At 32.9% G+C, this 13576-nt stretch carries 17 protein-coding genes; 10 read left to right on the forward strand and 7 right to left on the reverse strand.

The window, feature by feature from the left end; genetic code table 11:
* Nucleotides 1–47: 47 nt before the first annotated feature.
* Entirely contained in the window at nt 48–731 is a 684-nt protein-coding gene (locus tag D9R05_RS09445) for a response regulator transcription factor (RefSeq protein WP_121666984.1), read from the forward strand.
* Nucleotides 732–1793: a sensor histidine kinase gene (locus tag D9R05_RS09450; RefSeq protein WP_121666985.1), complete on the forward strand. Its 1062-nt coding sequence runs from the start codon at nt 732–734 to the stop codon at nt 1791–1793.
* Here the strand turns inward: D9R05_RS09450 and D9R05_RS09455 are convergent.
* Nucleotides 1746–2807 (reverse strand): glycosyltransferase family protein, encoded by a 1062-nt coding sequence (locus D9R05_RS09455; RefSeq protein WP_121666986.1) that lies wholly within the window; start codon nt 2805–2807, stop codon nt 1746–1748. The genes D9R05_RS09450 and D9R05_RS09455 overlap by 48 nt on opposite strands.
* Nucleotides 2808–2876: 69 nt before the next feature.
* On the opposite strand from D9R05_RS09455, the gene trmB reads away from it, so the two are divergent.
* From trmB to D9R05_RS09490, 7 genes are all read left to right on the forward strand, one after another.
* Nucleotides 2877–3551: a tRNA (guanosine(46)-N7)-methyltransferase TrmB gene (gene trmB / locus D9R05_RS09460; RefSeq protein ID WP_121666987.1), complete on the forward strand. Its 675-nt coding sequence runs from the start codon at nt 2877–2879 to the stop codon at nt 3549–3551.
* 10 nt (nt 3552–3561) lie between these two features.
* On the forward strand, nt 3562–4188 hold the full coding sequence (locus tag D9R05_RS09465) for a LysE family transporter (protein ID WP_121666988.1): 627 nt from the start codon (nt 3562–3564) through the stop codon (nt 4186–4188).
* 2 nt (nt 4189–4190) lie between these two features.
* A complete protein-coding gene (locus tag D9R05_RS09470; RefSeq protein ID WP_121666989.1) occupies nt 4191–4520 on the forward strand; it encodes an MGMT family protein in 330 nt (109 codons plus the stop codon).
* Nucleotides 4521–4644: 124 nt separating this feature from the next.
* Nucleotides 4645–5781, forward strand: coding sequence for an Mrp/NBP35 family ATP-binding protein (locus D9R05_RS09475; RefSeq protein ID WP_121666990.1), 1137 nt, complete (start codon nt 4645–4647; stop codon nt 5779–5781).
* 5 nt (nt 5782–5786) lie between these two features.
* Nucleotides 5787–6038, forward strand: coding sequence for a NifU family protein (locus D9R05_RS09480; protein WP_240463012.1), 252 nt, complete (start codon nt 5787–5789; stop codon nt 6036–6038).
* An 86-nt stretch (nt 6039–6124) separates the two neighbouring features.
* Nucleotides 6125–7186, forward strand: coding sequence for an NAD(P)/FAD-dependent oxidoreductase (locus D9R05_RS09485; RefSeq protein ID WP_121666991.1), 1062 nt, complete (start codon nt 6125–6127; stop codon nt 7184–7186).
* 7 nt (nt 7187–7193) lie between these two features.
* The gene (locus D9R05_RS09490) at nt 7194–7526 is read left to right on the forward strand and encodes a 2Fe-2S iron-sulfur cluster-binding protein (protein WP_121666992.1); all 333 of its coding nucleotides are present in this window, start codon (nt 7194–7196) and stop codon (nt 7524–7526) included.
* A 59-nt stretch (nt 7527–7585) separates the two neighbouring features.
* Here D9R05_RS09490 and D9R05_RS09495 read toward each other — a convergent pair whose 3' ends face one another.
* From D9R05_RS09495 to D9R05_RS09510, 4 genes are all read right to left on the reverse strand, one after another.
* On the reverse strand, nt 7586–8626 hold the full coding sequence (locus D9R05_RS09495) for a transporter (protein ID WP_121666993.1): 1041 nt from the start codon (nt 8624–8626) through the stop codon (nt 7586–7588).
* Nucleotides 8627–8732: 106 nt separating this feature from the next.
* The gene (locus D9R05_RS15560; protein WP_205589283.1) at nt 8733–9131 is read right to left on the reverse strand and encodes a hypothetical protein; all 399 of its coding nucleotides are present in this window, start codon (nt 9129–9131) and stop codon (nt 8733–8735) included.
* Nucleotides 9094–9876 (reverse strand): DUF3050 domain-containing protein, encoded by a 783-nt coding sequence (locus D9R05_RS09505; protein WP_121666995.1) that lies wholly within the window; start codon nt 9874–9876, stop codon nt 9094–9096. The genes D9R05_RS15560 and D9R05_RS09505 overlap by 38 nt, the downstream gene beginning before the upstream one ends.
* Before the next feature lie 284 nt (nt 9877–10160).
* Nucleotides 10161–11339, reverse strand: a complete 1179-nt coding sequence (locus D9R05_RS09510; RefSeq protein ID WP_121666996.1) for an acyl-CoA dehydrogenase family protein — start codon at nt 11337–11339, stop codon at nt 10161–10163.
* 203 nt (nt 11340–11542) lie between these two features.
* On the opposite strand from D9R05_RS09510, the gene D9R05_RS09515 reads away from it, so the two are divergent.
* On the forward strand, nt 11543–11941 hold the full coding sequence (locus tag D9R05_RS09515; RefSeq protein WP_162984936.1) for a cysteine peptidase family C39 domain-containing protein: 399 nt from the start codon (nt 11543–11545) through the stop codon (nt 11939–11941).
* Here the strand turns inward: D9R05_RS09515 and D9R05_RS09520 are convergent.
* Nucleotides 11934–12836 carry a CPBP family intramembrane glutamic endopeptidase gene (locus tag D9R05_RS09520; protein ID WP_121666998.1) on the reverse strand — a complete coding sequence of 301 codons (903 nt, stop codon included), beginning with the start codon at nt 12834–12836 and terminating at the stop codon, nt 11934–11936. The two genes, D9R05_RS09515 and D9R05_RS09520, sit on opposite strands and share 8 nt — an antisense overlap.
* A gap of 12 nt (nt 12837–12848) precedes the next feature.
* On the reverse strand, nt 12849–13562 hold the full coding sequence (locus D9R05_RS09525; protein WP_121666999.1) for a tRNA1(Val) (adenine(37)-N6)-methyltransferase: 714 nt from the start codon (nt 13560–13562) through the stop codon (nt 12849–12851).
* Between the last annotated feature and the right edge of the window lie 14 nt (nt 13563–13576).

A 13576-nucleotide genomic window follows, 5' to 3' on the forward strand; every position in this document is an offset into this window, starting at 1 on the left:
ATATTATCTTTACTTTTACCGAGCAAAAAATTAATATCAATAGTATTATGAAAACTAAAGACATTACTATTCTTTTGGTTGATGACGAGCCGGATATTTTAGAAATTATCGGCTATAATTTAACGGCAGAAGGTTACCAAGTTGTTACTGCAGATAATGGGGCTAAAGCTGTAAAAATGGCGAAGAAAAAAACACCAGATCTAATTATCTTGGATGTAATGATGCCTGAAATGGACGGCATTGAAGCCTGTGAGCAAATTAGAAAAATACCAAGCCTGGAAAATACCTTAATTACATTCTTAACAGCTAGAGGAGAAGATTACTCTCAAGTTGCAGGTTTTGATGCCGGGGCCGACGATTATATTACAAAGCCCATAAAACCTAAGGTTTTATTAAGTAAGGTAAAAGCACTTTTAAGACGTTTAAAATCTGACGAAGCAGAGGAAAACATCGTAAAAATAGGTGATCTTACTATTAATAGGGATGAGTATAAAATTTTAAACGGTAAAAGTGAGATTGTTTTACCAAGAAAGGAATTTGAGTTACTATCTTTATTAGCATCTCAACCCGGTAAAGTTTTCAAACGTGAAGATATCCTTAATAAAGTTTGGGGAAATGAAGTTGTTGTCGGGGGTAGAACAATAGATGTGCATATTAGAAAATTAAGAGAAAAAATAGGCGACGATAAATTTAAAACCGTTAAAGGAGTTGGTTATAAGTTTGTATTATAAGTGAAAGAATTTAAACGTTCATATAAGTTTGCTTTTTATACCTCTTTATTTATTACGGTATTTGTAAGTCTGATTTTAGGTCTCTATCAATCCTTTTACAGCTATTTAAATTGGAATCACCTTTTTATTTTTTCTATAGTTTGTTATGTTTTTTCCTTTCTTATTATACAATTGCGTATAGAACACTTTATTTACAAACGTGTAAAAGCTGTTTATGACAAAGTTTCTTTACTCGATTCTTCTTCTTTACAGCAAGAACAAATTACCACAGATATGGCAACCTTAACCAAGGAAGTGGAAAAATTTGCCGAAGGAAAAAAACTTGAAATAGAAGCCTTAAAAATTAGAGAAAATTATCGAAAAGAGTTCATGGGAAATGTTTCTCATGAACTTAAAACACCATTATTTACTGTACAAGGCTATATCTTAACCTTATTAGATGGTGCTATTAAAGATAAAAAAGTACGTGATAAATATTTAAATCGTGCCAGTAAAGGAGTAGAGCGATTAATTTATATTGTTCGAGATTTAGATATGATTACTAAATTAGAGACAGGCGATTTACACTTATATAATGAAAATTTTGACATTGTAGAATTAGTCCAGAGCGTATTTGATTTACTTGAAATGAAAGCGGCTAAAAAAAATATCTCACTCACTTTTGATACTGATTATTTATCTCCAATTTGGGTAGATGCCGATAAGGATAGAATTCAGCAAGTAGTGACCAATTTAGTTGTTAATTCAATTAAATACGGAAAACGCGACGGGACAACCGAAGTAAGTGTAGAAGACCTTATCAAAAATAAAGTAATTGTGCGTGTAACTGATAATGGCGAAGGGATTGAACAAAAAAATATTTCACGTCTTTTTGAACGTTTTTATCGAGTGGACAAAAGTGGTTCACGTAAAGAAGGTGGCTCTGGTTTAGGCTTGTCTATTGTAAAACATATTCTTGAAGCTCATAACGAGAAAATTTATGTTGAAAGTGATTTTGGCGTAGGAAGCGAATTTTCATTCACCATTGAAAAGGCTAAAGAGTCTACTGAAACCGACAGTTGATTGTATTTCTTGCAAGCCTTTGTAATTATCAATCTCTTCTAAATGTTTTAATGAAAATTCATGTTGTTTACAGGAAGGAGCTATTCCTAATTTTTTCAATCGCTTGGCTAAATAAACCTGTTCAAACTGTCCGGGCGTTGGAATAAAAAATGCTTTCTTATCTAATTTAGCGCAATCCATTAAAGTGGTGTAACCCGCTCTGGCTAGTACAATTTTACTTTGGTTAAAAAATTGTTCTAAATTTTTTCCACTAGCATAATTATAGATGGTAATATTATTTTCTTGATGTTTAGTTTGTTTTTCTTCAACAATACCTTTTATAAAAATTATTTTTTGAGTAGTATTTTTAAAGATTTTTAAAAGCTTTTTTTCAAGAATACTACGTTGAGGTTCTGGTCCGGAAAGAATAATAAGCAAATCATAAATAGGTGCTGAAGTCTCTTTTTCAAAACGACTTAAAGGTCCAATGTAGCGTAATTTAAAGCCTTTAATTTTTTTAAGGTGACCTAATTTTCCGCTAAGATTAGGTGTGCCTTTTACATCAGGTACCCAGCATTCATCAAACTTTTTAATATAATGTTGATGAATTTTTGAACTGAAGTAAGTCGTGCTCCCAGAAATAACACGAAGTTGATGAGTGATAAAAATACTCGGTACTTTTTTTGAAAAAACGCCAAGACGATTATCAGAAATAATTCCGCTTATTTTTTCTGTCTCAATTAGCTTATCAACAAATTTATGTTCGGCTTTTATTGTCTTTAAAAACCGAAAGGAACTTAGTAATATTTTCCATTTAAAGAAAATTCCTTTTTTACTGTATTTAATGTCAACAGCAGGAAGTTGAATACTTTGTAAGTGCGGAAACTCTTTTTTTAAAAGCAAAAGAGCAGCTCCATCAGAAGCTATTACAGGCGTAAAACCAAGGTGCTCTAGTTTTTTAATGATAGGAATACAACGCGTAGCATGACCCAAACCCCAATACAACGGAGCTACAAGAATTTTCTTTTTTGCCATAAACAAACATAGGTTTATTTTATGGCTATAGTATTTTAATTAATTTTACCAAAATATTAAATATAACCTGTGGGAAGTAAAAATAAGTTAAAGCGATTTAAAGAAAATGAAAGCTTCAGCAATGTAATTCAGCCTAAGCGAAGTGAAATTGTTGAAGGAGAATTTAAGTTGAAAGGAAAATGGGCTAGCGATTTTTTTAAAAATAACCTGCCTGTTGTTCTAGAATTAGGTTGTGGGAAAGGTGAATATAGTGTTGGGTTAGCCAAAATGTTTCCTGATAAAAATTTTTTAGGAATCGATATTAAAGGTGCTCGATTTTGGAGAGGAGCAAAAACAGCCCTTGAAGAAAACATGACAAATGTTGGGTTTTTAAGAACACAAATAGAATTGGTAGATCAGATTTTTGCAGAAAATGAAATAGATGAAATTTGGATTACGTTTCCAGATCCTCAGATAAAATACAAACGTACAAAGCATAGACTAACGAATACCGAGTTTCTTCAGAAATATAAAAAGATACTAAAACCTGAGGGTGTAGTTAACTTAAAAACCGATAGTGAGTTCATGCACGGCTATACTTTGGGCTTATTACACGGCGAAGGACACGAGATTTTACATGCTAATCATGACGTTTATAAAAATGAATATTCACCAAAAGAGGTGGTCGGTATTCAAACTTTCTATGAAAATCAGTATCTTGAACAAAATAAAAAAATAACCTTTATACAATTCAGAATTAAATAACCAATTACTTTTGGAAGAAGCACAACTCTTTTTCTTTACTTTTTTTGCAGCTTTACTTGGGGTTTTACCACCAGGTTTAGTAAACATGACCGTAGCCAAAACTTGTGTTCAAAAAGGAAAATCTAATGGTATTTTAGTAGCGTTAGGAGCTTCCTTAATTGTTTTTTGCCAGGCTTGTATTGCCATTTTAATGGCAAAATATATTTTTAATCATCCATTTGTGCGCAATATGTTATTGCGTGCCGGTTTAGTTGTTTTTGTAATTTTAGCCATTTACTTTTTTATAATGGCGAGAAAAAAGAAAGTTAAAAAAACAAAAGTCTCCAAGCACAATTCAGCTAAAAGTTTCTTTACGGGCATTACCATTGCTTTGCTTAATGTTTTTCCTATTCCTTATTTTGTGGTTATTAGTACTGCTTTTAACGCAAAAGGAGGCTATAATTATAGTGCATTAAGTGTGGCTGTTTTTGCTTTAGCTGCAGCTTTAGGAACTTTTACAAGTTTATATGTTTATGTGATTTCTTTTTTGAAAATTGAAAAACATACCGGACATTTTTCGAAATATTCTAATTATTTTATGGCGGTATTAATGTTAATTTTAGTTGTCATAACGTTGATTAGAATTTATTGCTATTAAAAATGGCTTCCTCAATTTTTTTTGAAAGAGTTTATGCAGTAGTTAGACAAATTCCTTACGGAAGAGTAACTAGCTACGGAGCAATAGCCAAATCTATAGGAGCTGCCAAAAGCGCTAGAATGGTAGGTTATGCTTTGAATAATGCATCTGCTTTAGAAGATGTTCCTGCTCATCGCGTAGTAAATAGAAAAGGGATGTTAACAGGGAAGCATCATTTTTCCGGAACCAATTTAATGCAACAATTATTAGAAAATGAAGAGATTTCAATAGAAAATAATTGTATTCAAAATTTTGAAAAACACTTTTGGCAGCCACCTTTATACCAAGACTAATTTACAATTAGTGAGGCTTTTGCTGCTATCAATAAATTCAATCAATCTCCTTCTTAATTCCGCGTCTAAGCCTTATATTTGCACTTTAGAATAAGTCTAAGTAAGCGAAAATATAAATTTCTATATGAAATTAGAAAAAAAGGATATCTTAAAAGCACTTGAAACCATTAGTGTATCTGGCGAAGGACAAAATATGGTAGAAAGTGGGGTAGTAAAAAATATTGTAATTTTTGGAGATGAAGTAGAGGTAGATTTGCAATTAGCTACACCGGCGCTTCATATCAAAAAAAGAGCAGAAGTTGATGTTTTAAAAGCTATTCATAAACATGTTTATGAAAAAGCAAAAGTAAAAGTCAATATAAAAGTAGATGCTCCTAAAAAAGATAAAGTGCAAGAAATAAAAGGGAAACCAATTCCCGGTATTAAAAATATTATTGCCGTAGCATCAGGAAAAGGAGGCGTAGGAAAATCTACAGTTACTGCTAATTTAGCGGTAAGTTTGTCAAAAATGGGTTTCAAAGTAGGGTTATTAGATGCCGATATTTACGGACCATCGGCTACGATGATGTTCGATGTGGAAAGAGAACGTCCACTTTCTGTAAATGTTAATGGTAAATCCAAGATGAAACCTATCGAAAATTACGGTGTTAAAATTTTATCGATCGGTTTTTTTACAAAACCTAGTCAAGCCGTAATTTGGCGAGGACCTATGGCCGCAAAGGCATTAAATCAAATGATTTTTGATGCCGATTGGGGAGAATTAGATTTTCTATTGGTAGATCTTCCTCCGGGAACAGGAGACATTCATCTTTCTATTATGCAATCGCTTCCAATAACCGGATCAGTTATTGTTAGTACTCCGCAAAATGTAGCATTAGCTGATGCAAAAAAAGGAGTTGCTATGTTTAGACAAGAAAGCATTAACGTGCCAATTGTAGGGATTATAGAAAATATGGCTTATTTTACACCGGCTGAATTACCGGATAATAAGTATTATATTTTTGGAGAAAAGGGCGCTAAAAATTTAGCCGAAGATTTAGAAATTCCATTTTTGGGTGAACTGCCTTTGGTGCAAAGTATAAGAGAATCTGGAGATATTGGTCGTCCGGCAGCATTACAGGAAGATACGCCAATTTCTAATGCTTTAGAAGAAATTACTAAAAATGTGGTTCAAGAAACCGTAAATAGAAATAAAAACTTGCCACCCACCGAAGCTATAAAAATTACAACAATGGCAGGATGTAGTGCAATTAAAAAATAAAGCTTATGGCAACAATGAGTAAAGAGTTGAGATTAAATGTAGAAAAGGCTCTGGAAGAAATAAGACCTTTTTTACGTGGCGACGGTGGAGATATTTCTTTAATAGAAATAGATGAAGAACATAACATCGTTAAAGTTCAGTTAGAAGGAGCTTGTGTAGGTTGTAGCGTTAACCAGATGACCTTAAAATCTGGTGTAGAAATGACTATAAAAAAATATGCGCCACAAATTCAAAAAGTGGTAAATATTGAAAACTAAGTTTGTCGGCTTTCTGACAAATGTCATTGTTTAGCTACACAAATTATTTTTATTTCATTGTTGTTTTTCTAGATGAATAATTAGGTATGATTAAAACAGATATATTGATAATCGGAGCAGGTCCAACAGGCTTGTTTACCGTTTTTGAAGCTGGATTATTAAAATTAAAATGTCACCTTATTGATGCTTTGCCACAACCCGGCGGTCAATGTGCAGAAATTTATCCTAAAAAACCAATTTATGATATTCCTGCATTTCCAGAAGTTTTAGCGGGAGATTTGGTAGATAATTTAATGGAACAAATTAAGCCTTTCGAACCTGGTTTTACCTTGGGCGAGAGAGCAGAAACTATTGAAAAATTAGAAGACGATACTTTTATTGTAACCACCAATAAAGGTACAAAACATCACGCGTCTGTTGTAGCAATAGCCGGGGGATTAGGAAGTTTTGAGCCTAGAAAACCACCTATTGCTAATATTTCGAATTTTGAAGATCGAGGCGTTTCTTATATGGTTAAAGATCCTGAGGTTTATCGCGATAAAAAAGTAGTAATTGCAGGTGGTGGCGACTCAGCATTAGATTGGAGTATTTTCTTAGCTGATGTTGCTTCAAATGTAACCTTAGTTCATCGAAGAAATGAATTTAGAGGAGCTTTAGATTCTGTTGATAAAGTAAAAGAATTGAAAGATTTAGGTAAAATTAATTTAATTACGCCTGCTGAAATTGATCAACTAAATGGTAATGGCCATTTAGAATCTGTTCTTATCAGAAAAAATAACGAAGCTTCAGAAGAAATTAAGCTTGAAGTGGATCATTTTATACCTCTATTTGGACTCTCTCCAAAGTTAGGTCCAATTGCAGACTGGGGATTAGAGATAGAAAAAAATGCTATAAAAGTTGATAACACCTTAGATTATCAAACCAATATTCCTGGAGTTTACGCTATTGGAGATGTAAATACTTATCCTGGTAAATTAAAGTTAATTCTTTGTGGGTTTCATGAAGCAACTTTGATGTGTCAAAGTGCATATAAACGTATTTTTCCTGATAAAAAATATGTCATGAAATATACAACAGTTGGCGGTGTAACCGGATTTGATGGTACTAAAAAGCAAGCGCCAAAAGCTATTGTAAAAGCAATTGACTAGATTTTTGATGGAAAACGAAGTAAGCATTACAATAATAGATCGGGAAGGAGTAGAACATAAAGTTGACGCCCCAACAGATATGGCGATGAACCTAATGGAAATTGTACGTTCTTTTGAGCTTGCTCCTGAAGGTACAATAGGTGTTTGCGGCGGAATGGCGATGTGTGCTTCTTGCCAATGTTATGTTGTCTCTGGGCACGCTTTGCCTGAAATGGAGATGGATGAAGAGGCGATGTTAGCCGAAGCTTTTTATGTTGAAGATAATAGCCGCTTAGGTTGCCAAATTCCGATTACTGAAGAGTTAGAAGGCTTGATAGTCAAATTAGCTCCTGAGTCTTAAAAAAAATTAATCCATAAAAAGCCTCATCAACTTTTGATGAGGCTTTTTTCTGTTATTTCCTAAAAAGAATATTGCGCTCCTAAAGTAAACGTATAGTTATTATGGAGTTGGTATCCGTCTAATTTTTGATAAACAGGTAGAATCAATTCTGTTGCTAACCTAAGATTTTTAAAAGTTCCTTTTGAAATATAATAATTAGCTCCGGGATTAGCGTAAAAAATGAATCCGCCAGAATTATTTGTATCTGCGGTCGTAACCATCATGGGCATTAAGTTTTCATTAGCTCCTTTAATTGCGTCGGTATATTCAGCTTTACCTCGTAAAGAAAAACTTAAAGATTCTGTTGTCCTAATAGCAACCCAAGAAGTCAACTCATATTTATTTCCTAAGGTGTAGTTATCATCGTTTTCATTTAAACGGATAAGACTTCTTGCTTGTACACCGCCAGAAAGTAATTCGTTTTGCCATAAGTATGTTAACCCTAATCGCGTACTTACAGAACCGCTACCTATTTGCATAGGGTACGGTAATAAAATTTCTTCTCCGTTAGACATTGGTGTTTCATCTTTTTCTTCAATTGAACCAGTTGGTAACACAACACCTAATTCTGCGTGAAGGCTTTTATGATTTTTATTGAAAAACTGATACAATGCACTTACTGAAATATCTCCAAATCCACTACTGTTCGTACTGAAGTTAGTATTCATTTGCATCATACGCATTTGAAGATCCATATCGTTACTAATGTAATTTCCCATCACCATGAACGTGAGTTTGTCTGTTGGAGCATACATCGCTCCCAGCATATGCATTTGCATAGTCATTTCTAGTGGAGCGACCATATATTGATTAAAAACTTCATCTTTAGAAACATTATCAGAGTCTAGTTTAAGACGTTTCATGCTCATATTCATAAAGCGGTACGAAAACATCCATTCTCCTTGATGGTGCACGTGGTCACCCATTACACCAATAGGAGCGTGACCATCTGGTCTATTAGCTGTCCAATCATTTTCTGAATGATTATTAGTTGTTTTATTTTCTTGTGCAAAAGTTATGAAAGAAAGCATGATTGCACATGCTATTATTATATTTTTCATTTAAATTATGTTTGTGTTATACTATTTTTTATCGATTAGAATCGGTATTTTTTTTCATAGCAATTTTCAATTGTATAAAATTTAATTAAAAAAAGCAGTAAAATAGTTAAACACTTGGGGGGTGAAAAAAAGATAAATCCGCTAAGTAATCATATAAATTTTTATACTGATTATTTTTAGATTTTTTGATTATGATTGGTTTTGAAGGATGCGAAAGTTCCAATACTTCGATAAAACCAATAGGATAGTTTTCTAATTGAATACGACTTGAAGGTGTTTCTGAATCCTGTTGTTTTTTTAGTTGTTGCATTAAATAACACTTTCCGTTACATTTTAAGCACGGTTTGTTTTTATTAATACAAAGAACATTAGCTATATAATCGTAATTAATAATATATTCTAAAACAGGTTCTGCAGGCCGAAACATTGCAACCATATGTAAAAAAGTAAATGCTATTGAAGTGAATTTAGGCAATGTTTTGTTTTTTGTTAATTGCTTCTTCAATGCCATTCCATAACATGATTCGCTCGTTTAAAGCTTGCGAAGAAATTTCTTCGGCTTCTTGCCATTTGTCTTCATCATTTCCACAAAGCTCTTCAACCATTTTTAAAGCCATCGGGCCGTGTTCATCTTCATCTAACTCTATATGACGATCAAAATAATATTTGAATAAACTTAAATCTTCTTCCGGAAAATTTTGCTGAACATTTTCTATGATGGAAGAAAACATTTTAGGAATTAAATTTTCTCTTCCGTAGGTAAACGCTGCTGCAACTTGATGCGGTTTATTGCTATAAACAATATCAAAAGTAAAGCTTAAAAACTTTTTAACGCTTATTGGAAAATCACTTGAAGCAATCACTAAATAAATGTCGGTACCGTGCTCTATTTGTTGAATAAAATCTTCAATCTGATTTAATTTTGCTCCGCTTTTTTTCATAGCGTCTAAGTACATTTCAAAATGACTTTGACGCTTACCAAAATAATTTACATCAGTTTCTTCTGCCAATACAATTTCATTAATTAAGTAACGTACTTCAGGATTGCCGACAGGATACCAAGGCAATTTTGTGTTGGTTAATGTGATTTGAAGCGCTTTTAACAACGACATAAAATCCCAAACCGCAAAAACGTGATGCTCCATAAAGATTTGTAAATCTTGTGGCGTTTTTATTTTCTTATATAATGGGTGATTTAAAAGAAGCTTACGTTGTTCTTCAGTAGCTTTTTCTAATGTAGCTAAGCGCATTTATTTTTTTTTGCAAAAATAGCATCTAAGACTGGTAAACTAAAGTAATATTTAAAATTTAACGCTTTCATAAGTCAAAAAAAACCGGAGATATATAATTCAATTCTTAACTTTATATATGCTTTGCAATATACTCATATTTTATTCAAAAAAATCGGTAGATTATTTACGGGTAGAAGGTGTTTTTCCTATGAAAAAAGTGAAGCTAAAAAAAAGCTGTTGCGAAAAATATAAAAAGGGCAAACGCTGTAAACGCTGCCCTTGCTTTGATCTTGATTTTTAATTTATTTAAACGCAGGGATTCCCGTAATATCTGCTCCGGTAATCAGTAAATGAATATCGTGCGTTCCCTCGTAAGTAATTACACTTTCTAAATTCATCATATGGCGCATAATACTATATTCACCAGTAATTCCCATTCCTCCTAAAATTTGTCTTGCTTCACGGGCAATATTTATAGCCATATCAACATTATTTCGTTTTGCCATCGATATTTGAGCGGTAGTTGCTTTTCCTTCATTTTTTAGTTGACCCAAACGGAAAGCTAGTAATTGGGCTTTGGTAATTTCAGTAATCATTTCAGCTAGTTTTTTTTGCTGAAGTTGATAGCCTGCAATCGGTTTATCAAACTGAATGCGTTCTTTTGCATAACGTAGCGCTGTATCATAACAATCCATCGCAGCGCCAATTGCACCCCAAGAAATACCATAGCGTGCAGAATCTAAACAACCAAGTGGCGCGCCGAGTCCGCTTTTATTAGGTAGTAAATTATCTTTAGGAACTTTTACATCTTGAAAAATTAATTCGCCTGTGGCTGATGCTCGTAACGACCATTTATTGTGAGTTTCTGGTGTTGTGAAGCCTTCCATGCCGCGCTCTACTAATAAGCCGTGAATTCTGCCTTCTTCATTTTTTGCCCAAACTACGGCAACATCACAAAAAGGAGAATTAGAAATCCACATTTTGGCGCCATTCAGTAAATAATGATCGCCTTTATCTTTAAAATTGGTGGTCATCCCACTTGGATTTGAACCGTGATCAGGTTCAGTTAACCCAAAACTTCCCATCCATTCTCCGGTAGCTAATTTTGGTAAGAATTTTTTACGCTGTTCTTCGGTTCCATATTTCCAAATAGGATACATTACCAAAGAAGATTGAACCGAAGCAGTAGAGCGAACTCCGCTATCTCCACGTTCTATTTCTTGCATAATTAATCCGTAAGAAATTTGATCGAGTCCGGCGCCGCCATATTCTTGTGGAATATAGGGTCCAAAAGCACCAATCTCTGCAAGTCCGCTAATAATTGATTTAGGAAACTCTGCCTTTTGTGCAGCTTCTTCAATAATGGGAGAAATTTCACGTTTTACCCAATCGCGAGCTGCATTACGAACCATTTTGTGTTCGTCTGAAAGTAAATCGTCTATGTTATAATAATCTGGAGCTTGAAATAAGTCGGTTTTCATAAAGTAAGTTTTCAAAAAAATGGTTAAGTAAAGTTAAGGAAAGGTATTAGAGTTGGCAATTCATTTTGAAAATTTTCAGAAAAACATTTCGTAGATAAAAAAGGACTTTAATCAAATATTTGCGAAATAATTATTATAGTGGTTTAATATGTGATAATTTAACATTGATTTTGTTTAATTTTTATCAAAATAAAATTATGAAAATGCCCCAAGGAGAAAGAATAACTAATAGAAAATTGATGAACAGCTTGCGAAAAACATACATGGAACATCCGGAATATCCCGGTTTTAGTGCCATGATAGATTCGCTATCTTTTTTTGAATTTAAAAATGACATCGAAAAATTTACAGATCAACAGCTAGAATTTTTTCAAGGTGATTTTATAGCAGACGTGTTGCTAGAAGATGATTACCGATTGGTCTTTGGAATGAAAAAAAATCGGGTCATAAAATTTACAACTGCCGAAGGAAAAAAGTATAAGTTACCGCTGCAAGAATTTCAACAAAAATGGAGTGGATTGGTCATAAAATTAAACACCGTAGAATCTAACAGTTATATTACCCGTATTAAAAATAATTTTTTGCGTTTTTGGGCTATTTAATTCTCTCTAAAACATTAATATCTTTCATAATGGATAAATATAGAGAATCTGTAATAACGGTGTCTGAGGTTATTTTTATGTCATATCTTGTATTTTCTTTTACAGGGACGTAATTTTCTAAAGAGTCTTGATTATTTATTATATTCATTGTTGTTTTATAGGGGAAAATATTTTTCATTTCGTAACCATTTTCTAAGAACATTAGTGTAGAATCATCATTATTAAAAAAACTTCTTGTTTTCCAGGACACGTTTACTTTATCTTGAAGATATTTTTTTTGTTGTAGCTGTCCTTCTTTATATGGGAAATCTTGTACTGCTAAAATCACCAGCGCATTAAAAGCGATATGAAGTAAAATCGCTTTTTTTAATGAATAATTTATTACATACCAACAGAAAAAGAAGCCAAAGCCAAGGTAATAACCAGATGTAATCAAAAAAGGGAGAATAGCTGTATTAAATGTTGCTGTATGACCAAATGAGAAAACAATACTGCTTATAGAGACTCTAAATAAAAGTGAGTGTTTGGTTTTTAAAAACTTATAAGGAACAAAGTAGATAAATATTCCCGTAATAATAAATATAGATTTTAGAATTAAATTGGGTGCTGAAAGCAAAAAAGTTAAGAGGCAAAAAATTGTAAAGCCTACTATTTTAGTGATTTTATTTTTTGCCAAAAAACCTCTGTTGCCCAACTCTTCAATAATAGGTAAAATTATGATCGGGAATAATAAACCATCTATCCACAAACTTAAATCTGAATCTATTATTTGAGAATTATTACGTTGGTTAATATATTCTTCAGAAATATCAGGAAATAATAAATTTAAAATAAAGTATTGGCAGATTAAAACTCCTGCTACCAATAGTAAAGAATTATTTTTTTTATGTTTCATCTTTTATAAGCATTACATCTTTACATAAAAATCTTGAACAAGTTTTTTATAGTCTTCTGTATAAATGTGACGATCTTTTTCAATAACTAAGTTGGTTTGTTCAAGACTAGATTTTTGTTTGGAGAAAGCTAATAAACTTCTTTTGACTGGTGCTTTTTTATTGCCTTGAACATGCGTAACTTTATTAAGGTACAAATTTTCTGCAGTGGCAAGTTGACAAAATTCTTCTTCATTTTTATAAGGAATGATTGCCGAAAAATTTCCTTGAGGTGATAATAATTTGCTGACTGCTTGTAAAAGCTCTTTAAAAGGAAGTGATTCTGTAAAACGAGCGGTATTTCTATCTTCTTCGGGCGACGTAAATGTATCTTCATAAAATGGTGGATTGCTAATAATGCAATCGTAGGTGTCGTCTATTTCTTCTGCAAATTCAGCTAAACTTGCGTGATAGCAAAACAAGCGATCGTTCCACGGACTTTGTTCAAAATTTTCTACGCATTGCTCGTAAGCATTGGGTTCTATCTCTACAGCATCAATAAGCTCTGCTGAAGAACGTTGGGCTAACATTAAGGCAATAACGCCGGTGCCTGCGCCAATATCTAAAACACTAAATGGATGATGGTTTATAGATGCCCAAGCTCCTAATAAAACGCCATCAGTACCTATTTTCATCGCACAACGATCTTGCTGAACCGTAAATTCTTTAAATTGAAAAGGTGCTGCCATAAAATTATAATAAA

It is taken from the genome of Mesonia aquimarina (assembly GCF_003667275.1).
Taxonomy (GTDB): Bacteria; Bacteroidota; Bacteroidia; order Flavobacteriales; family Flavobacteriaceae; genus Mesonia; species Mesonia aquimarina.

Coding starts and splice junctions, on each gene's coding strand:
- D9R05_RS09505 (WP_121666995.1), bottom strand. CDS start 9,876: ATGCGCTTAGCTACATTAGAAAAAGCTACTGAAGAACAACGTAAGCTT.
- D9R05_RS09475 (WP_121666990.1), top strand. CDS start 4,645: ATGAAATTAGAAAAAAAGGATATCTTAAAAGCACTTGAAACCATTAGT.
- D9R05_RS09455 (WP_121666986.1), bottom strand. CDS start 2,807: ATGGCAAAAAAGAAAATTCTTGTAGCTCCGTTGTATTGGGGTTTGGGT.
- D9R05_RS09495 (WP_121666993.1), bottom strand. CDS start 8,626: ATGAAAAATATAATAATAGCATGTGCAATCATGCTTTCTTTCATAACT.
- D9R05_RS09485 (WP_121666991.1), top strand. CDS start 6,125: ATGATTAAAACAGATATATTGATAATCGGAGCAGGTCCAACAGGCTTG.
- D9R05_RS09470 (WP_121666989.1), top strand. CDS start 4,191: ATGGCTTCCTCAATTTTTTTTGAAAGAGTTTATGCAGTAGTTAGACAA.
- D9R05_RS09520 (WP_121666998.1), bottom strand. CDS start 12,836: ATGAAACATAAAAAAAATAATTCTTTACTATTGGTAGCAGGAGTTTTA.
- D9R05_RS09445 (WP_121666984.1), top strand. CDS start 48: ATGAAAACTAAAGACATTACTATTCTTTTGGTTGATGACGAGCCGGAT.
- D9R05_RS09480 (WP_240463012.1), top strand. CDS start 5,787: ATGGCAACAATGAGTAAAGAGTTGAGATTAAATGTAGAAAAGGCTCTG.
- D9R05_RS09515 (WP_162984936.1), top strand. CDS start 11,543: ATGCCCCAAGGAGAAAGAATAACTAATAGAAAATTGATGAACAGCTTG.
- D9R05_RS09490 (WP_121666992.1), top strand. CDS start 7,194: ATGGAAAACGAAGTAAGCATTACAATAATAGATCGGGAAGGAGTAGAA.
- D9R05_RS09510 (WP_121666996.1), bottom strand. CDS start 11,339: ATGAAAACCGACTTATTTCAAGCTCCAGATTATTATAACATAGACGAT.
- D9R05_RS09525 (WP_121666999.1), bottom strand. CDS start 13,562: ATGGCAGCACCTTTTCAATTTAAAGAATTTACGGTTCAGCAAGATCGT.